At 35.0% G+C, this 20,417-nt stretch carries 17 protein-coding genes; 4 read left to right on the top strand and 13 right to left on the bottom strand.

Going from position 1 to position 20,417, the window contains the following annotated elements; translation table 11 throughout:
- Nucleotides 1–23 precede the first annotated feature (23 nt).
- The 4 genes from BMZ76_RS03100 to BMZ76_RS03085 form a co-directional block, all read right to left on the bottom strand.
- Nucleotides 24–2,252, bottom strand: coding sequence for a TonB-dependent receptor family protein (locus tag BMZ76_RS03100; RefSeq protein ID WP_091203256.1), 2,229 nt, complete (start codon nucleotides 2,250–2,252; stop codon nucleotides 24–26).
- A 99-nt stretch (nucleotides 2,253–2,351) separates the two neighbouring features.
- A complete protein-coding gene (gene feoB / locus BMZ76_RS03095) occupies nucleotides 2,352–4,454 on the bottom strand; it encodes a ferrous iron transport protein B (protein ID WP_091203255.1) in 2,103 nt (700 codons plus the stop codon).
- A complete protein-coding gene (locus BMZ76_RS03090) occupies nucleotides 4,448–4,690 on the bottom strand; it encodes a FeoA family protein (protein ID WP_091203254.1) in 243 nt (80 codons plus the stop codon). The genes feoB and BMZ76_RS03090 overlap by 7 nt, the downstream gene beginning before the upstream one ends.
- Nucleotides 4,691–4,847: 157 nt before the next feature.
- A complete protein-coding gene (locus BMZ76_RS03085; protein WP_091203253.1) occupies nucleotides 4,848–5,513 on the bottom strand; it encodes an SCO family protein in 666 nt (221 codons plus the stop codon).
- Between the two features lie 225 nt (nucleotides 5,514–5,738).
- On the opposite strand from BMZ76_RS03085, the gene BMZ76_RS03080 reads away from it, so the two are divergent.
- From BMZ76_RS03080 to BMZ76_RS03070, 3 genes are all read left to right on the top strand, one after another.
- A complete protein-coding gene (locus BMZ76_RS03080) occupies nucleotides 5,739–7,802 on the top strand; it encodes a M13 family metallopeptidase (RefSeq protein ID WP_091203509.1) in 2,064 nt (687 codons plus the stop codon).
- 286 nt (nucleotides 7,803–8,088) lie between these two features.
- Nucleotides 8,089–9,015, top strand: a complete 927-nt coding sequence (locus BMZ76_RS03075) for a M23 family metallopeptidase (protein WP_143071046.1) — start codon at nucleotides 8,089–8,091, stop codon at nucleotides 9,013–9,015.
- A 99-nt stretch (nucleotides 9,016–9,114) separates the two neighbouring features.
- Nucleotides 9,115–9,936 (top strand): hypothetical protein, encoded by an 822-nt coding sequence (locus BMZ76_RS03070; protein WP_143071045.1) that lies wholly within the window; start codon nucleotides 9,115–9,117, stop codon nucleotides 9,934–9,936.
- A gap of 104 nt (nucleotides 9,937–10,040) precedes the next feature.
- Here BMZ76_RS03070 and BMZ76_RS03065 read toward each other — a convergent pair whose 3' ends face one another.
- The 5 genes from BMZ76_RS03065 to BMZ76_RS03045 form a co-directional block, all read right to left on the bottom strand.
- A complete protein-coding gene (locus tag BMZ76_RS03065) occupies nucleotides 10,041–10,982 on the bottom strand; it encodes a DMT family transporter (protein ID WP_244281737.1) in 942 nt (313 codons plus the stop codon).
- Between the two features lies 1 nt (nucleotide 10,983).
- The gene (locus tag BMZ76_RS03060) at nucleotides 10,984–11,787 is read right to left on the bottom strand and encodes an NAD(P)H-binding protein (protein WP_091203250.1); all 804 of its coding nucleotides are present in this window, start codon (nucleotides 11,785–11,787) and stop codon (nucleotides 10,984–10,986) included.
- Between the two features lie 12 nt (nucleotides 11,788–11,799).
- Complete coding sequence (locus BMZ76_RS03055) at nucleotides 11,800–14,118, bottom strand: M28 family peptidase (RefSeq protein ID WP_091203507.1); 2,319 nt, start codon at nucleotides 14,116–14,118, stop codon at nucleotides 11,800–11,802.
- A gap of 103 nt (nucleotides 14,119–14,221) precedes the next feature.
- Complete coding sequence (locus BMZ76_RS03050; RefSeq protein WP_091203249.1) at nucleotides 14,222–14,572, bottom strand: hypothetical protein; 351 nt, start codon at nucleotides 14,570–14,572, stop codon at nucleotides 14,222–14,224.
- The gene (locus tag BMZ76_RS03045; RefSeq protein ID WP_091203248.1) at nucleotides 14,569–16,098 is read right to left on the bottom strand and encodes a carbon-nitrogen hydrolase family protein; all 1,530 of its coding nucleotides are present in this window, start codon (nucleotides 16,096–16,098) and stop codon (nucleotides 14,569–14,571) included. Before BMZ76_RS03045 ends, BMZ76_RS03050 begins: the two co-directional genes overlap by 4 nt.
- Before the next feature lie 185 nt (nucleotides 16,099–16,283).
- Here BMZ76_RS03045 and BMZ76_RS03040 point away from each other — a divergent pair, with 185 nt between their 5' ends.
- Nucleotides 16,284–16,616 (top strand): single-stranded DNA-binding protein, encoded by a 333-nt coding sequence (locus BMZ76_RS03040; protein ID WP_091203247.1) that lies wholly within the window; start codon nucleotides 16,284–16,286, stop codon nucleotides 16,614–16,616.
- Between the two features lie 84 nt (nucleotides 16,617–16,700).
- Here BMZ76_RS03040 and BMZ76_RS03035 read toward each other — a convergent pair whose 3' ends face one another.
- From BMZ76_RS03035 to BMZ76_RS03020, 4 genes are all read right to left on the bottom strand, one after another.
- Nucleotides 16,701–17,330 (bottom strand): chloramphenicol acetyltransferase, encoded by a 630-nt coding sequence (locus BMZ76_RS03035; protein WP_091203246.1) that lies wholly within the window; start codon nucleotides 17,328–17,330, stop codon nucleotides 16,701–16,703.
- Nucleotides 17,331–17,506: 176 nt separating this feature from the next.
- Nucleotides 17,507–18,763, bottom strand: coding sequence for an OmpA family protein (locus BMZ76_RS03030; RefSeq protein WP_091203245.1), 1,257 nt, complete (start codon nucleotides 18,761–18,763; stop codon nucleotides 17,507–17,509).
- A gap of 279 nt (nucleotides 18,764–19,042) precedes the next feature.
- The gene (locus BMZ76_RS03025; RefSeq protein ID WP_091203244.1) at nucleotides 19,043–19,726 is read right to left on the bottom strand and encodes an HAD family hydrolase; all 684 of its coding nucleotides are present in this window, start codon (nucleotides 19,724–19,726) and stop codon (nucleotides 19,043–19,045) included.
- Between the two features lie 64 nt (nucleotides 19,727–19,790).
- On the bottom strand, nucleotides 19,791–20,381 hold the full coding sequence (locus BMZ76_RS03020) for a transposase (protein ID WP_091203243.1): 591 nt from the start codon (nucleotides 20,379–20,381) through the stop codon (nucleotides 19,791–19,793).
- Nucleotides 20,382–20,417 lie beyond the last annotated feature (36 nt).

Here is a 20,417-nt window from a genome sequence, read left to right as displayed (position 1 = left end):
GAGTTAAACTAATGACAAAGTTTTTACAACTGTGCCATTATTCCAAAGTTAATTCCAAAAGGCTGTCCTGGTCGTAAACCTGCAGGAACTCTCGAAACTGCGTATTCTTTGTCTAATAAATTTATGATATTTCCCATCAAACTGATGTTGTTAGTAAGGTGGTATTTAGCTGAAAAATCTATAATGAAATTTGAAGCCACTCTGTTGTTTGCCGGAATAGTTCCAACACCAGCTTCAGTTCGGAAAGCATCGACATATTTTCCGCTAAGGGCAAAATTGAATTTTTCAGTTTCAAATGCGGTTGTGATAGCCAACTGATTTTTCGCGATGTATGGAATTTCGTCTCCACTTTCTACAGTTCCCCAAATGGTGCTTTTGAAATTATTTTTCAATTCGGTATCTGTTAAAGTATAGGAAACGGTAACCGGTATTTTAAACCCTTTTTCTTGGTTGTTGATAACGTCATAGGTTGCCAAAACTTCAATTCCTTTTACGATAGCTTCTCCCGCATTGAATAAATCACCAGTCCCAGCTCCTCCGCCTGACATCGAATCTGAACCTTGAAGATTAGAAAAGTTGTTGTAATAACCGATGATTTCCCCTTGTAATGCATTTTTGTGAAAACGGAAACCCATTTCTGTATTCAAACTGCTTTCAGCGTCTTCACCCGCTTTTACACCTGGAGGCGAAAAACCTTTGTGCACACTTGTAAAAATATTGTAATCGTCATTTATTTTATACAGAATCCCTATTCCTGGAATCCAAACATTTGTTTTATTATTGGCTTTCGCCAAAGTTGTACCTGCTCTCGTGACATCCTTTGTTCCATAATTCAATGAATTCAATTTGATGTCTTCGTAGCGAATTCCGGGTGTGAAAGTAAATTTATCAATATTCAGATTGTAAAGAATATGAGCAGCAATGGCTTCTGCCTTTACGATAGCATTGGCGTCAGTTCCGGGAGTTCCGTTGCTGGTTCTGTTCATCACTCCGTTTTGAATTGCATATCCGTCAACCCATTGGAAACGATCTTTAAAGTCTTCGTGGTAACGGATACCAAAATCAATATCGTGTTTTGCTTTTCCCGTTTCAAAAGTGTAGTTCGCCACCGTTTGAATTCCTTTAGCTTCATAAACACGGTTATTAGCTTTTACCAATAAGGCATTATCGCTTGTGTTATCGGCAGCAGTTACAGCGCGGTATTCTGCATTGTAAATGGTAGGATTTGTCAAAATATTATTGATACTAACCTTTGAAGCGCCAAGTTTCAAAGCATCCAATTTATACCAGTTTCTGGCAAAATCATTTTTATAAGCTTTGGTCGTGATACTGAAGTTTTGAAAAGGTTTTATCAAGTGCGTCAGCATAATTTGTTTATGTTCCGTTTCAATATAATCTTCACTCGAGCCAATGTATCTTCGGTAAGGATTTTCAGCGTAATCGGCATCGGTCAAGCCAAGATACGTTTCGTTTGCCAAATCCTCGCTGTACTGAATTTTTGCAGTTAACGATTGGTAAATTTTTGCATCAGCATCCGTATTAATTCTGAATTTTGCTACATAATCATTTCCTTGAAAACCGGTGTTTTTTGAGCTGTTGTCAATTTTTTTGAATCCATCAGAATTGCGGTTGTTGTATTCTAAAACATAACCAAAATTTTTATGCTCGTCACCAATATTCACATAGGTTTTTTTGGTATTAAAGCTTCCAATACTGGCGATTACGCGACCTGAAAAACGATTTGGAATTTGCGTCGAAACCATATTCATCGCTCCTCCAGTGGTGTAGGGTCCGTATTGAATTTGGCTTCCGCCTTTCAGTATCTCGAAAGATTGCATTCTGTTTACCGTTGGAAAATAATAAGCCGCAGGAGCGGAGTAAGGAGCCGGAGCAATAAGAATTCCATCTTCCATCAAAGTAATTTTTTCACTTCGGTTGGGACTAGTTCCTCGCATTCCGATATTTGGACGTAAACCAAAACCATCTTCTTCCTGAATAGTAACTCCGGGCACTGTTCTTAGAATTCGGGAAACGTCGTCGTAATTGAAGGTTTTTAATTCTTTTGGAGAAATAAAATAAGTAGAACCGGCTTTGTTTTTAGCTTTGAATTTACTGCCGATAATAGCATCGGTAGTAATGATGACTTCATTTAAACTTTCAATACTGTCCTTTTGAGTTTTTGAAAGTTCTTTTTGTTGTGCAAATAACACTGATGTAACAAGGAGTGAACCGGTAATTATAATATTTTTCATTTTTATTTAGATTAATTCTACGCGGCAAAGGTAGAATCTAATTCTTATTTAGACAAGATAAAAATAATTAAATTGTCAAATTTAACTTTTGTTCAATATTTATTTCAGAATTTGGTACGCAAGTAACGCCACAACATAAGCAAATCCAGACATAAAGATTAATTGCCCGGCCGGCCATTTCCATGAATTGGTTTCTTTTTTGGTAACCGCTAGTGTACTGGCGCATTGCATCGCAAAAGCATAGAACAACAACAATGAAATTCCTGAGGCGAAGTTGAAAATCTTTTCACCGGTAACCGGATTGATTTCGGCAGCCATTTTGTTTTTGATGGTAACTTCATTATCGCTCCCGCCAACGCTGTAAATCGTGGCTAATGTTCCCACAAAAACTTCTCTGGCCGCAAAGGAACTGATAATGGCAATACCTATTTTCCAGTCGTAACCCAAAGGCGAAATGGCGGGTTCAATGGCTTTTCCCATAATTCCAATATAGGAATTTTCCAGTTTTTGCGAAGCGACAGCGTTTTCAAATTCATCTTCCGGCAATGGATTTTGCTTCGTGTTTTCAACAACAATTTTTTCCGCGTTATTAAATTTTTCACCTGGTCCGTAAGAAGCTAAAAACCACAATACGATGGAAATGGCCAAAATGATTTTTCCAGCTCCATAAATAAAAGCCTTTGTTTTTTCAATTACATTGATACCTACGTTCTTGAAAAGTGGTAATTTATAATTGGGCATTTCGACGACGAAGTATGTCTTTCCTTTTATTTTCAGAATTTTATTCAAAATGTAAGCTGAAAAAATAGCCATTCCAAAACCCAAAAGATACAACAGCATCAAGGTCATTCCTTGCATGTTCAGAAAACCAAAAATGCGGTTATCCGGAATTACCAAAGCGATAATAATGGCGTAAACCGGCAATCTGGCAGAACAGGTGGTGAATGGAGTTACGAGTATAGTAATCAATCTTTCTTTCCAGTTTTCGATGTTTCGAGTTGCCATAATCGCAGGAATGGCGCAGGCTGTTCCGGAAATAAGCGGTACAACACTTTTGCCCGATAAACCAAATTTTCGCATGATTTTGTCCATCAAGAAAACCACACGGCTCATGTAACCGCTTTCTTCGAGTATTGAAATAAACATAAACAGAAAGGCGATTTGTGGAATAAAGATCAAAATTCCTCCAATTCCCGGGATGATTCCCTGCGAAATTAAGTTGGTTAAAACTCCGGCTGGCAATCCTTCGGCAGCAAGCGTGCTCAAGGAAGCAAAAGAAGTATCGATGAAATCCATTGGAATTTTAGACCATTCGAAAATGGATTGGAAAATAACAAACAAAATAAGAAAGAAAATGACGTATCCCCAAACTTTGTGTGTCAGCACGCGATCCAATCTGCTTCGGTAATCTCTTGCAACGGAAGAATCGATTTTTAGTCCCACTTTCAAAACATCATTAATGAATTGATAGCGTTTTATAGTTTCTTTTTGTTGCAAACGTTTTAAATCAGAGTGCGATTTCGTAAACGAGCTTCGGATTTCATTTCGTTCTAAATTCAGGAAATTTACGTCTTGTGTAATAACCAGCCACAATTTATACAGCAATTGATTTGGGAAGGCTTTACGCAAACTGTTGAAATAATCGGGATCAATTACGGAGGCATTCAGGCAAGGTTCGCTCGAAATGGTTCGGTAGCTTACAATCAACTTTTTCAATTCATCAATTCCATACCCTTTTCTGGAACTGATTAATGCAATCTTTGTTTTTAAGTGTTCTTCCAGATATGGAATGTCCAGTGTAATTCCTTTAAATTTCATTCTATCGGCCATGTTGATGACTAAAATAGTAGGAATTTCTAGGTCTTTAATTTGGGTAAAAAGAAGTAAGTTTCGTTTTAAATTTTCTACATCGGTAACTACAAGCGCTACATCAGGATATAATTTGTCGTTTTTGTTCAGTAATAATTCAATGACCACATTCTCATCAATCGAACTGGCATTCAAGCTGTAGGTTCCGGGTAAATCCAGAATATTAGCTTTAATATTATTGGGTAATTTGCAAAAACCTATCTTTTTTTCAACGGTAATTCCGGGATAATTACCCACTTGTTGATTCAAGCCCGTCAGCTGATTAAAAACGGAAGTTTTGCCCACATTCGGATTCCCAATTAAAGCGACATTGATGTTTTGCTTGCTTACCATAAGTTGGTTTTTATAATCTCAACCTCAATTTCTTTTGCGGTTTCCACCCTGATTGCTACGTATGAACCATTAATATTCAAATACAAAGGATCTCCAAAAGGTGCAATTTGAAGTAATTCTACCAGATTGCCTGGTAAGCAACCCATCTCCAATAATTTTAATGGAACGGTATCGATGTCAAAATCTTTTATAATGGCTTGTTCGCCTTTTTTGAGAGAATGTATCGTTGTTTGCAAAACTTATTTAGATTGAATTAAGATTGCAAAAATACACATTTTAATACAAATACAAATGATAATTATCACATTTATACGGTAATTAAAACAAATCGAGACAGCGGTTGTCTTTTATAAAAACAGTTATTTGTAAAGTAGAAATCCGTCTTTATGCTTATTATTTGTTACTCAAAAAAGTGATGTCCTCAATTAATCGTTTCATGTCCTCTTTATTGGTCCCGTCATAAAAACCACGCACTCTTTTTTTAGTATCCACCAAAACAAAATTTTCGGTGTGAACCATATCGTAGAGTTCACTTGGTTTACCAAGTTTTACAGCCAAATAGGATTTTCTGGCCATCGTGTAAATTTCTTTTTTATCTCCGGTGACTAAGTTCCATTTGTTGTCATCAACATCGTGTTTTTTGGCGTAAGCCTTCAAAACGGGAACACTGTCAGTCTCTGGAAAAACGGTAAAAGAAAGCAATTTTACCTTTGGATTATTGGCGAAAGCTTTTTGAATATCAGATAAATTGGTCGTCATCTTTGGACAAATGGAGCCACAAGTGGTAAAGAAGAAATCAGCGACATATATTTTGCCTTCATAATCTTTTTGGGTGATGGTTTTCCCATTTTGATTAATGAATGAAAAATCGGCAATCGTATGATATTTGCTTTTATACTGAACGGTGCTGTCTACTAATTCTGGATTTACATCTGCGGGATTGAAAATGGGAAGTGTTTTTTTTGGCTTTAAAGCCAAATAAAATAAGGATAAAATAATTGCCGAAAAAACAATGAAAACTCCAAAAAAGAGACGGTATTTTTTTATAAAATCTGACATGGTGCTATTTTAATGCAAAAATACAAAAACGGGGTTTGTTTTTAATTCAAATTAACACAATCTTATTTTAAGCGGATTCTTTCCAAATAAAGAGTGTAAATTAATTTTTTTTTTGATTAAACCTTTTATAAATTTTGGTGTCAAAGTTTCCGCATATATTTTGTTTTAGTACAAAATCAAATAATTTATTAATAGCTTTGTTAACATAACTAAAAAATGAAAAAAATGAAAAAAACCAGCAATAAGCAATTGCTTTTTGTGATTCCCGCAATCATGGGTTTTGCGGTGAGCCAAGCACAGAGTGTTCCGGCAGCTAAAGAACCGGGAATCAATGTGAATTACATGGACAAAAATGTAAAACCAAGTAATGATTTCTTTCGCTATGTGAATGGAACTTGGTTGAACAATACGGAGATTCCAGCTGATAGAACCCGTTGGGGTAGTTTTGATGAATTGCGTCAAAAAACGGATGCTGATGCATTGGCGATTTTAAAAGAAGCTACAACAAATCCCAGCTACAAATCTAATACAGATCAAGGCAAAGCGGTAAATTTATACAAGTCTATTCTTGATACCGTAGGAAGAAATAAGTTAGGTATTGCTCCGTTGAAACCGTATTTGAAAAAAATTGACGCGGTTAAAAACGCCAAAGATTTAGAAGCATTAATGATTGAGATGGAACCTATCGGTGGCATTGGATTTATGGGTGCTGGCGTAGGAACTGATGCGAAGAACAGCAGTAGAAACGTTATTAATTTAGGTCCTGGAGGCGTAGGTTTGCCAGACAGAGATTATTATGTTTCTGAGGATGCCGATTCTAAAGAGAAACGTGCGAAATATGTTTTACACGTTGCCAAAATGTTGCAATACCTTGGGGATAAACCAGCAGTGGCTAAGACGAATGCTGAAAAAATCCTGGCTCTTGAAATTGCGATGTCCAAACCAAGATTGGACAGAGTAGAACGCAGAGACCGTCGCAAGTCTTACAATCCAATGACATTGAATGAATTGAGTAAATTAACTCCATCAATCAACTGGAATAATTATTTCACAAAAATTGGATTGGCAAAAGTAGATACCGTTATTGTATCGCAACCGAAATACATGACGGCGCTAGAAATTATTTTTAAAGAAAATAAAGTAGAAGACTGGAAAGCATACATGCGTTGGAGTTTGTTGAACAGAGCTTCCAGCCAGTTGTCAACTGAAATTGAAAACGCAAACTTTGAGTTTTACGGAAAAACGTTGACTGGTGCAGTAAGCCAAAGACCACGTGATGAAAGAGCGCTTCAAACAATCAACGGAGCAGTAGGAGAAGCTTTAGGAAAATTATATGTAGAGAAAAAATTTCCGGCTGAAGCCAAAGCCAAAGCGGAGAAAATGATCAAAAATATATTTTCAGCTTTCGAAAACAGAATCAATAATTTGTCTTGGATGTCAGCAGAAACAAAGGTGAGCGCGCTTGCTAAATTGCATAAATCAAGAATAAAAATTGGTTACCCTGACAAATGGAAAGATTATTCGGCCTTGACGATAAAAAGTCCGGCAGAAGGCGGAACGTATTTTGAAAACGCTAAAAATATGTCTCAATGGCGTTTCAATGAGAATATTGCTGAGTTGAATAAACCAGTTGATAAAGAAAAATGGGGAATGTCACCGCAAACGGTAAATGCGTATTACAATCCATCAAATAATGAAATTGTATTCCCGGCAGCAATTTTGCAACCGCCTTTTTACAATTACCAAGCAGATGAAGCGGTAAATTATGGTGGAATTGGTGGTGTTATTGGTCACGAAATTTCACATGGTTTTGATGATTCAGGATCTCGTTACAACGCTGACGGAAACTTAGTAGACTGGTGGACGGCTGAAGATTTGAAACAATTCTCTGCTTTGACAGGAGCACTAGCCGCTCAATACAGCGCTTTGCAACCTATTCCTGGAACTTTTGTAGATGGTAAATTTACATTGGGTGAAAACATTGGGGATTTAGGTGGAGTAAATGCCGCTTATGATGGTTTACAATTGTATTTGAAAGAAAACGGAAATCCGGGATTAATCGACGGATATACTCCAGAACAACGTTTCTTTATTTCTTGGTCGACTATCTGGCGTTCAAAAATGCGTGATGAAGCTTTAAAAAATCAAGTAAAAACAGACCCGCACTCTCCAGGAATGTACCGTGCTTATGTTCCCTTGCAAAACATTGACACGTTTTATCAAGCTTTTGATATAAAAGCTAATGACGGAATGTACATTGCACCTGAAAAGCGTGTAAGAATCTGGTAATTTTCAAAATAAATAAAATTTCAAAAAGCCCATTCACAATAGTGAATGGGCTTTTTTGTTGGTGTGAAATATATATGTTTAAAATACTTCTTATCTTTTGAGTTAGGTGGTTAACTAGTTAAAGATACTATTATGGATGAATTCCATTTGGCTTTAAACGATTTTCTTAAAATTCACTTTAGAATAAAAAAATTAAAAAATCATCTACTTCAATCTATATTTAATATTTTTATCTATAGCTTTGGTGTGAAAGACAAAACCTGTTAAAATAAATAATTATTAACATATGTATAATAGAAAAATCGTCCCCTCGATATCATTGTTTTGGATTTTGATTTTCTTTAGTGTTGCACAAGCACAAGAAAGAGTAATTATTGTTAATGCGGTAAAAAATCAAAACAATTCAGTTGAGATTTCTTATGAAAAATTCAAACCGGGTACTTATACAGTCTATCTAAAATTTAAAAATTTAGAAAACACATCATCAAGTGATATTGAGAAAATTGTAAAAGACAAATCTGGAACATTGTATACTTTACGTCCAAGGGATCCAAATAAAGGTATTGGATACAGTTATACAGTCTTTTATGTTCCTGGAAACTTCAAAGCTAAAGTTGACAGTACTTATTGCTATCTTCTGCCATTTAAAAATGGTAAGAATTATGTAGTTTATGAGAGCAAGAATGTTAATGAAGTGTATTTTAACAAAAAAAAAGACATCGTGTTCAAGTCGTACGCTATTCGAGCCAAAAATCCTGATAGCATTTATGCCATGCGAAAAGGAATTGTTATTGAGGTTGCCAATAAGCAATCTAATAAAACTTACCAAGATGACTTAGTTTTTACCACAGATAGAAATAGTATACGTGTGGAACATGAAGATGGTACCTATGCAAACTACAATGGTTTTAAATCTAGCTCAATTAGTGTTAAAGAGGGTGATGCTGTTTATCCATCAAGCTTTTTAGGAGTCATTGATGAATTTAACAAAGAGTACTACCTTCTAAATTTTGACATCTACTATCCTGTCAAAGAAATAAACAACAATGATCATAAATCAATGCTGTCACACAATTATTTAACTCCTTATTTTCACACCACCGAAGGTGACGTACAATTGGTTAACGGTGAGGAATATACCGCATTAGTTAAAGAAGAATTCATTTCAACCGAGATGTCCAAAAAAGAAATTAAAGCTTTTTTAAAGAGATAAATGCAATCGATGTTGTCGTATTTAAAAGAGTTAAACAATGCAATCCTAGTTGAGAAAACAACTTTTTATCATTTTTCTACTTTACAAAATTTACTAATTATGCGAATATTCTTGTTTATAGTTTTGTCATTATTAGCCTCTTGTGCTCCTATTAAAATAAAAAAAATCCCCATGCCCGATGGTGACATTCAAGATATCAAAGGTCACGTAAAGGAAATAAAAGTCAAAAACATAAAAGGATCTTCTGTTATAGACCCAGAGACAATACCTTTCGAACTAATTTCAAACTGGAACAGAGAAGGTCGTAAAATTGCACAAAAAGACCTTTATGCAAAAGATTATTTTGACGAAACTTTATTTTTTTATCAAAATGGATTAGTAATCAAATCAATTACAAAATCAAATACCAATAGCCCAGAATTAATGATGGAGCACAAGTATGATAAAAAGAGCAACGAAATAGAGTATTTAGCCTACTTTGACAAAAAGCTAAATAACAAGAGAGTAACACAATATGACAAAAGAGGAAATAGAATAGTAGTCGAACATTTTGATGGAAATGGAGAACTAAAATTTACAGAAAAAACAACTATTGACTACAAAAACAAATCTTTAATTACCTATTCATACAATAAACAAGGAGAACTTAAAGACGGTTATTTAAAATGTATTTTTGATAAAAACGGAAATAGAATCAAATCAGAATTAGAATTTAAAAAGGCTAAATATTATTCAGTTACAATTAATGAATATGACAAGCGAAATAACTTATTAAAAACTTTTTCTTTGCCTAAAACACCGAAGAATATTGTTGTAGAATACAAATATTCCTTCGATAAGATTGGAAACATAATTAAACAAGAAAAATTTGAAAATAATGTTTTGGTTAATACAGTGTTGATCGACATTGTTTATTGGTAACAAGCTTTTACCGTAGCTCATAAATGTAAAAGTTAACTCTGGTAATTTTCAAAATAAATAAGATTTTACAAATCCCATTCGTTCAGTCGAATGGGATTTTTGTTTTATATAATTTCGCTGCTATTTTTCCTTCCTTTCCGCAACGAATAATTCACCATATACAATCCAAACAGTGTAACTCCGCCACCAATGGCGATGGCTGCATTAAGGACTTCACCAAAAATCACAGCGCCTAAAATCACGGCTATAATTGGATTGATATACGCGTAAACACTGCTTATTTCAGCAGGAAGGTTTTGAAGTGCATAGATAAATGCAATGAAAGTCAGTACAGAACCAAAAATAACCAAATAACCAATAGACCACCACGATAACGCGGGAATAGCGCTTAAACTAACGGAAGTTGCGGTTGCGCCTGTGTAAGCAAAAAGCAAGATACTGGACAAGAACATTTGTATCCCTAAACTAAAATAGGGATTAAAAGTTGCTGCTTTTTTCTTCGTGTACAATGTTCCAAAAGCCCAAGTTAAAGTAGAAATTATGGAAATTATAATTCCAAATCTAAAATTTGGGATTAAGAAATCATGCAAGTGGTCGTAAAAAATAACACAGACGCCACTAAAACTAACGATCAAGCCTACAACTGATATTCTGGATAAACGTTCTCCTCTAAAAAAAGTAATGATAACAATCCACAAAGGAACGATTGCTCCAATGATTGCCCCAAGTCCACTACTGATGTATTTCACGCCCCAAGTGCTCAGAGCATTGCTCAACATAAAATTCAAAATACTCAGAATAATGATCGTTTTCCATTGTTTTCCTTTAGGCCAAGGCGCTTTTTTAAATAGAAAAAAAGAAATGTAAAGGAATCCTCCAAGAAATTGTCTAATGGCTACCAATTGTAATGCGGGCATGTGTTTTACGCCTTCTTTTGAAGCAATCCAAGTAGTTCCCCAAAAAAAACTGACCCAGCATAAAGCTAACATCGGTAATCCTATGGCATTAATTTTAGACGAAACAGCATTCTTAATTTTAGTTCTCACGTTATAAATTTGGTTTCGTAAAAGTATAATTTAAAACCTTTTCTAAACGAGCACTCAAAATTATTTTTTCGCCAAAATTATTATCAGGATTAAATCTTGGCAAAGCCAAATCTAAATCCAGCGCTTTTTGACTGTAATACATTTCTCGGGAAGGATGAGATGGAGCGACCGCATTGAAAGCTTCATTCCAAGCATCATTTTCTATAATTTTTAGAATTATACCAATGCAATCTTCCTTATGAATTAAATTAATAGGTGCATTAGGATTATCTAAATTCTCACGACCAGCCAGAAAATGTATTGGATGACGGTCCTCGCCAATTAAGCCTCCAAAACGCAATACTGTCGTTTCGAAATGACTGCTGTTTTGCAAAAGCTGTTCGGTCTCCAATAATTGTTTGCCGCTTTCAGTGTCCGGTTTTGGGATTGTTTTTTCAGTAACAAACGGATCGTCATCATTATAAACAGATGTTGAACTGATAAAAAGCACATTTTTAACGGAAGATTTTTCTATAAACGGAATTACATTTCTAATTTTGGAAACAAAATTTTCGGTCTCTCTACCTCGAAGTTTCGGTGGAACATCGATGATTAAAATTTCAGAATTTTCCAGAAAATTCGTTAGGTTTTCAGTTGTTTTATTTTCTGAAAGCACAATTAAAAAAGGGGCAATTCCTGCATTTTTCAATACGTCTAATTTTTCTGCAGATGTCGTAGAGCCATTTACTAAATAGTTCTTTTTTAATAAGGCTTTCGCCAAAGGAAAACCCAACCAACCACAACCCAGAATACTAATTTTTGTCATTTTATGTTTAAATTATTTGACTTTTAAACTGTCTTTCACAACTGTTAAACTATCTTTTATTACAGGATTAGTAACACTTTTTAAATCATTTGCAGGAACAACTGGTGTCGACTTTATTTTTTGTCTAATGACCACAGCATCATTCAAAACAAAAGGTGTAGGCATCATCCAGTTTTCTCTTTTTGTTATTTGAAATAAAGGGTTTGTCATTAAATCAAAAGAGCTTTCCATCAGTTCCATGTCTAAAACTGTTGAGGCATTTATGCTGAACTGCATTTCTAAAGGTGCGTTTCCAACAACATAATAACTCAATATTTTCCTTCCTTTTCGTTGGTAAAGCGAATTTTTCTGGCCTAATGTGGTCACGCCATTGGCTTTGAAATTATGAATAGCCATTTTTTCATTTGCAAAAATATCATAGCGATTTACGTTTCGATTCGGCGAAATTTTAATTTTAAAAAATCTTTGATTGCCTACGATTCTATCTTCCAGAAATTCTACACTTGGTTTCAGAATGTCTTTTTTAGGCGCTTCGGAAGCATACGTAAAACCAGAATTGTATTTGCTGAACAATGGTATTTCGTTCAGAGCGGTTGCGTTTTTCGGGTTTTCACCTAAATAGCCTTTGGTCCAGGAGTCAAGATTGGTGTCATAAGTTGCCCAATTGGCTTGGTTTGTATCGGCATTGTACAAATACAGTAAGCTGTTTGATTTGGCTTTTCCATATTCGTAACCTGATTCGGAGTGTGCTTTTGCAAAAAAGCCAATGGTAAGAGCCAAAAACACTAAAGACCAAATTCCTTTTTTGGCGAAAGCCCCAAAAACGGGTAACAATATTGCAAAGGTCAAAACAGTAAGAATAGCACTTCCAAAAAGCACTTTTAATCCCAAACCAATAGGAAACATTTGGATGAAAGGCGCTATGATGATCAAAGCAGGAATGCTTAAAAAAAGATTTAATGTTTTATTTGATTTTTGAGTAACAATGAAAATACCAAAAATAATCAGACCAAAGTACACTGGGATAATCAAAAATCCGGCTCCTTGTAAACTAAAAGCAAGAGCTCCATTTATCAAAATCCAAATAAATAATGGCGCTACGTAATGATTGATGGTTACTTTTCGTTCTGAAAATAAATGATAAAACAGCATGCTTATCGCCAAAGCCAAAAGTACAAATGCGGCAATATAAGCGTGTCCGTTATACGTAAATCCGTTGAGTAAATCATCGTATTGCGGATACACTTTTAGCAATGCTTTCCAGCCAAAGAACGTAATTAATCCAGTACTAATTATCGAACCGAAAAACGGAATAAATCCTTTTATAATTACGCGGAACGATAGAATACGCTTGGCTTTTCCTAAAAATAACAGGAAAATAAATAGTGCCAGTGCGATTATGACCATTGGTAAAACCCAGCTAAAAGGATAACTTATAAAAGTATATGGAATGGTAAAGTAGACATAATCTTCGCTGGCTTGTGTCGTGTTTAAATTGGTATTTGAAAAATAATTTAACAACGGTATCAAATAAGAACCTTGATGTGCCAGTGTATTTTTGTTCAAATGATGGATATCGTCCTGAGCAGTATGATAGTTAAAATGGTCGTCGATAAAAGCAAAATTATAGCCTCGAATATCGCCTTGTTCCCTAAAAATAGTCAAATCGGTATCATTGGGCAACATTTTATAAATGCTGTACATCAAGGAATTTGAAACTGGAAAAGTCACTTTTGCGGCAGCGAACTCTTTTACTAATCCTGCATTTCCGTTGTTAGTTTCCATCAACATATAACTGGGTCCGGAAGAACCACGTGCTTCAAAATTAAGGACCAAACCTATTTCTTTAGCCCATTGATGTTGCGTTACAAAAAGTGCAGCGCCGTTTAATCCTAATTCTTCCGCATCTGAAAAGAGAATAATAATGTCATTTTTGTGCGGAGTTTTATTGTACAAAAAAGCACGAATACTCTCCAGAATTGTCGCTACACCAGAACCCGCATCGCTCGCCCCTTTCGAGTAGGAATGTGGCGCGCTGTCATAATGAGAAAGGAGTAGCAAAGCCTTTGAACTATTGGAACCTTTTATTCGGGCTAATATATTTTTTGACTGTACCAGATTTCCCCAATCACTCAAGGTATATCCTTGCTGGACGGAAGTTTCCAGTCCTAACTTGTTAAGCTCTTTCACAAGATAATCAGCGACTACTTCATGTTCTTTGGAACCTACATAATGCGGTTTTTTTGCAATAGCTTCTACTTGGGTCAAAGCTCTTTTGGTCGAAAACTCAGCAAGGGAACTTTCTTCATCAGAAGTCCAATGTGGCATCATGGTTAAGTAAATCAATCCTAGGATTCCCAGAATAAATAAACCGGCAAAAATGGAGGAATAATCTTTTTTCATTTTTAGTTAGGTAGATTTGGGGGGTGTGGTATTAAATATCTTTTTTGACTAAAATATAAAAATCATTGTCCAAAACCATATAACCTTGGTCATATAGGAAATAGTAGGTATTTCCAGTTTTGGTTTGTAAAATATTTGTAAAAAATTCAAAATCGAAACCTTTACTCAGGAGTTTTGCCCGTGTGGTTTTTGATTTTCCGTCAGTATTAATTTCAGATAAAATGCGATAGTTTTTGCGCAACTTATTGTTGATGTTGCGCATAAAATTAGTACTGTCTTTGTTTATTTTATTATTGAAAGCGTTACGACAACCGTCGCTACAAAACTTTTTGTCCTCACGGCCCACAATTTTTTCTTCACATTCTAAGCAGGTTTTGTTCATGGATTGATTTTTTTGATGTCGTATAAGTCAGTTCTACGATCTTTTAGAATTCGAACACTTCCATGTTCGTGAAGTTCTTTCAGTAAATCTAAATCTACGTCGACAATCAGTGTCATCTCCGTATTTGGAGTTGCTTCAGCCTTGATTCCGTTACTTGGAAAGGCAAAATCAGAAGGCGTAAATACTGCGGATTGCGCATATTGAATGTCCATGTTGTTCACCTTTGGAAGATTACCCACACAGCCAGCTATAGCAACATAACATTCATTTTCAATCGCTCTGGCCTGCGCACAATGTTTGACTCTGGTGTAGGCATTTTGAGTATCAGTCAAGAACGGAACGAATAAAATGTTCATTCCCTCATCTGCCATTAATCGGGATAATTCAGGGAATTCAACATCATAACAAATCATGATGCCTATTTTTCCGCAATCGGTATCAAAAGTCTTAATTTGTGATCCACCTGTCATTCCCCAGTGCTGTACTTCGTTTGGAGTGACGTGAATTTTAGCATACATTTCAGAAGTTCCGTCTCTTTTACAAAGAAAACCAACATTGTATAACGTGCCATTTTCTAGGAAAGGCATGCTTCCCGTGATGATGTTGATATTATAAGAAATTGCTAATTCCTGAAAGCGTTTGCGAACAGGTTCTGCATGTTTGGCTAATTCGCGTATGGCTTCGGCTTCCGATAAATGATTGTAATCTGCCATCAATGGAGCGGTGAACAATTCCGGAAATAAGGCGAAATCACTTCCGTAGCCGGAAACAACGTCAACAAAAAATTCACATTGTTCGAATAAAGCTTCCAGATTATTCAATTGACGCATTTGCCATTGAACGAGTCCCAATCGGATTACGCTTTTTGCGAGGTTTATCAGTTTTGGACTTTCGTCGTAATAAATGTTATTCCATTCCAGTAAAACGGCAAATTCTTTAGAGTCTGAGTCGCCTTCCAAGTAGTTTTTCAGTACTCGGATCACGTGAAAATCATTACTTAACTGAAAAGAAAGAACAGGGTCATGCAATTCTTTTCTTTTTACTTTTTCAATATAATTTTTAGGAGTGAGTGATTCCGCATGTTGTCCGTAGTTTGGAATCCTACCGGCAAAAACAATCGCTTTCAAATTTAATTGTTCACACAATTCTTTTCGGGCGTCGTATAATCGTCTTCCAAGGCGCAGACCTCTGTAATTTGGATGAATAAAAACATCTATTCCGTATAAAACATCTCCTTTTGGGTTATGGGTAGAGAAGGTGTATTTTCCGGTTATGTCAGAATAATTATGATTTTTATCTACTAAACTTTCGTCAACAATTAGAGACAAAGCAGAACCAACTACTTTTCCATCTACTAAAATTACCAGTTGACCTTCGGGAAAAAGGCTTAATAATTTTTCAATATGATGTTCTCTCCAGTAGGAACCTACCATTTCCTTATACGATTCTACCATAGAGTTTTTTAACTCTTTATAATCATCAAATTTCAGATTTCGTAACTCTACTTTGTTTATTTTGGTTTGCATAAAAATTTTATTTTATCAAATATAAATAAATTTTTCCATTTACAAACGCTTACAAATAGTTACAACCGAAAGTAAATAGTTAGCAACCGAATACTTTTTTACAGTCAGCGCATCTTTGCAGTGTTGATTTGAAAGAACAATTCAACAAATAACTTATATACACTAACATTTAAATTTTACACGCCATGAGCACATTAAGAAACAAAGTACAGTTAATTGGACACGTTGGGAATGATCCGGAAATCAAATCATTTGACGGAGGAAAAAAGTTGGCCAATTTTACATTAGCAACTAACGAAAGCTACAAAAACGACAAAGGAGAAAAAGTAGAGGAAACTCAATGGCACAAATTAGTGGCTTGGGGGAAAACGGCTGAAATCATAGAAAAGTATGTTACCAAAGGCAAAGAAATTGCTATCGAAGGAAAATTAACCCACAGAAGTTACGACGATAAAAATGGCGAAAAAAGATATGTCACCGAAGTAGTTGTTAATGAGGTAATGCTTTTAGGAAAATAAAATCAGTTCCCAATAGGAAGTCCCGGGTTGCAGCTAAATTTTACTGCAAACCGGGACTTTTTTTTTAACAAAAATTGAACGCTTTTATTGGTTCATTAATTCCTGAAAACAATCCGCAAATTGTCCGAGATGAAAACCATCCATTAATCCGTGATGGACATGAACTGACATTGCCATGGTTCTTTTGCCGTTGTCAGTAATCTTCATTTTTCCAAACGAAATTTTAGGGCAACTATCCGGAAAAGCATAACTTCTGGCATGGGATAGGGAAGTGAAATCCAACCACGGAATCGCCGAAAAGTGAATGACATTATCATCGTCAAATGATCGGGTAAAGAGTCCGGTTGTGGTTTGAATACGTTCGATTTCGTTAGAAGCGTTTGTTGCAAAAACTGAAAAATCAGAATTGTATTCAATCAAAGAAAAACCAAACGTCCCGTCTTCCCGACCAATAGTCGCTGAAGCATGAACTTGGTCACAAACATATATATTGTTGTCTGAAATTCGATAGCGAAACGATTCAATCGTATTCACTGCGATCAATGTTTTATGTAAATAGTAACTGAAAAAGGAAGCTTTCAATGCTTTTGCAGTTGTGTAGGCTTTGGTACAATCAATTTCGACAGTGGCGCCAAAAAAGGGTTCTTCAAACTGTCTGAAAAAATGGAAGTGTTCTTTTCTTGACCAATTTTCTATATCTAAAAGGGTTCTCAAAATGGGATAATTTTATTTATTTTTCAAAAGTACTGCTAATGTTTTGAATCATAAATCCGTTTTTTTTGGAATTTTTGTTTAGGAACTGAGCAAATGTTTTTCAAATGGGACAAAAAGACATAAAAAAACCCTAAAAGAAATTTCTTTTAGGGTTTTTATAGAATACGGAGAAATAATTATTTTACTCTGAAAGTAACTCTTCTAACTAATTTTCTTGCAGCATCTGAATCTTTATCAACTGAAGTGTCTTCACCAGCAGCAACGACATTCAATCTTGATGCATCAATATTAGCTTTTATCAAAGTATTTTTTACGTTATTTGCTCTTGCAGCAGATAATTTATCATTATATTCTGATCTGCCTAATTCGTCAGCGTGACCAATAATGTCAACTGTAGCAGTAGGATTGTTTCTTAAATATGTCAAGATAAAATCTGTACCTTCTGTAGAAACATTTGTTGGAGTAGATTTATTGTAATCAAAATAAACAGCAACATAACCACCGTTGATTAAACTTTTGATCAAATCGTTATTGTAGATAACAGAACCGTCACCAGTATTTCCTGCATAATTTTTCAAGATGTATGCTTCAGTATCATCAGCAACATTGTTGTTGTTCTTGTCAATTGATCTTCCTTTTGTATCCACCATTGCACCTTCAGGTGTATTAGCTTCTTGATCTAAATAATCAGCTACACCATCTTTATCTGTGTCTAACATTTTATTTTCAATAGCCATAAATCTTTGGTCAATTGCGTCGAATCTACCTTCATTGTCAATCACCCAGTCAGCATGTTTTTCGTTTTTACCTAAGTAAACGGTTAAACCTACAGTACCATTAAAAAGAATTCCTGAAAATCCTCTTGCATTACGAGTGCTTGCGCCATCAAAAGCAGCATCTTGAGCAGCATTAAGGATAGTTGTGAAATCTCCTGTCAAAGCAATTCTGTTTGATAGTTTGATTTGCCCAGTTACACCAGCAATGAAATTACCCATTCTGTCTTTCAAAGCAGAATTTTGATCTTCTAATTGCGCTAAACCAAAACCAGCATGACCTATTAAACCAAGTGTATTGGTCCAATTTTCAAAATTCATGATTCTTCCTAAGTTAGCAACAGCTTGTAAGTCTACTCTGTAATATTTAGTATCAAAATCAATTGAATTGTTTTTTCCTTCAAAACTGTTCATTCCAAAATCAGCTTTTAAACCAAATTTGTTGTTAAACATATATCTAACTCCAAGATCAGCCACGAAAGGACTTGGTGTAGAAGTAAAATAACCAGCAGTCATTGGTCGTTGTGGTTTATTGACACCACCTGCAATTTCAACAGACCATTTGTTATAGTCGTTTTCAGTACTTTTTACAGTTTCTGTTTGAGCACTCATTGTAGTAATAGCTGAAGCAAAAACTAACGTAAGTATGATTTTTTTCATTTTGAGAAAATTTTAATTTCCTGCAAAATTACAGCACAAAATCGATAGATATACGAAAAACAGTAAATTATATAAGGATTTATTGTAATTCTATAAAAATTGGGTTCAAAAAGTGCTTTTGTTGAATTATTTGTAAGATAAGAAGAGAAAATTATTTTAGAATCTAAAAAATTTTTATGGCGCATTGGAATTAAATGCTGGCTTTTAAGCGTTCGGCAGGTTTTCAGATACTTGATTAATAGATACTTAGTTTTTGTTTTTGATAGCAGATTTAGTGTTTTATAATTGTTTTAAAACCTCCGTGATTTTTTCGAAAGCACTGAAGTTTTCATGCTCCACTTTATGGTCGATTTTTTCGTGTTCCCAAGTCGTATGAAACGGAATATGAACGGCGTGTCCGCCGATGGCCAAAACTGGCAAGACATCAGATTTCAAGGAATTTCCAATCATTAAAAATTCTTCAGGTTGTATTTCCAATCGTTTGATTAAATCGGAATAATCAATTTCTTGCTTGTCTGACATCACTTCGATGTGGTGAAAGTAATGACCCAAACCCGAATTGTGTAATTTTCTTCGTTGGTCTAATAAATCGCCTTTGGTGGCAACCACTAATTTGTAATTTCCGTGTAAAGCTGCTAAAGTTTCTTCGACACCTTCTAATAAAACAATCGGTTTTTCGAGTAATTCTTTTCCATATTGAATGATTTTTTCAATGATTTCAATAGGAATGGTATTATTTGAAATATTCATGGCTGCTTCAATCATCGAGAGAATATAGCCTTTGATTCCGTATCCGTACAATTTTAAATTATCAATTTCGACTTTGAATAATTCTTTGGAAATTCCTTGATGCGACAAATAATCTTCCATCAAACCACAGAATTTTTTCTCGGTTTCATCAAAATACGTTTCGTTGATCCATAAGGTATCATCAGCGTCGAAAGCAATTACTTTTAGGTTCATAGTGTGTTATGTTTTTTGGGGATAATTACAAAAGCTAATTCTGAATTATAATTTTGCAACTAGTTTAGTTGTAAAATTTGTCTTCTTTCCACAGTTCAGGATTGGTTTCTATATAATTTTGTATTCTCTCAAATGATTCGGAATCACGAATAATATGGTCATGAAAACGTGCTTGCCATTCAAAATCAGCATGGATAAAATGCGCATTTTTGGTTACCACCGATTTGTAGGAACGAATTATGGTGGAAATCGTTCCTCGTTTAGGAGAAATTTTTGACATTGTTTCATTTATTATTACAATATCTGTATTATTTGTAGAGACGTTGCAATGTAACGTCTTTACAACGGTATTTGATTCATTAACATTTTTTTTGTCAATTATCAATATTCCATGAATGTGATTCGGCATAATAACATAATTTCCCAATTCAACAAATGGGAAATGTTGGGGGATTTCTGCCCAAAATTGATCCGTCAATTTTCCGATTTCATTTAACTGCATTTCATTTTCATCATTAACCAAAACGATTTCGCCAAAAAAATGTTCCCGGTCTGAAGTACAAATCGTTATAAAATAGGCACCGTTATTTCCATAATCCCAATTTTTCAATCGGGCAGAGGGTATGCGGTATTTATTTTGGAATTTGGTATTCATATTATTTCGTTCGGATTTATCAGATAGAGACGTTGC

Source organism: Flavobacterium xueshanense (assembly GCF_900112975.1).
In the GTDB taxonomy this organism is placed as follows: domain Bacteria; phylum Bacteroidota; class Bacteroidia; order Flavobacteriales; family Flavobacteriaceae; genus Flavobacterium; species Flavobacterium xueshanense.
Note: the sequence above shows the minus strand (reverse complement) of the source record. Positions and strands in the feature narration are given on the sequence as shown.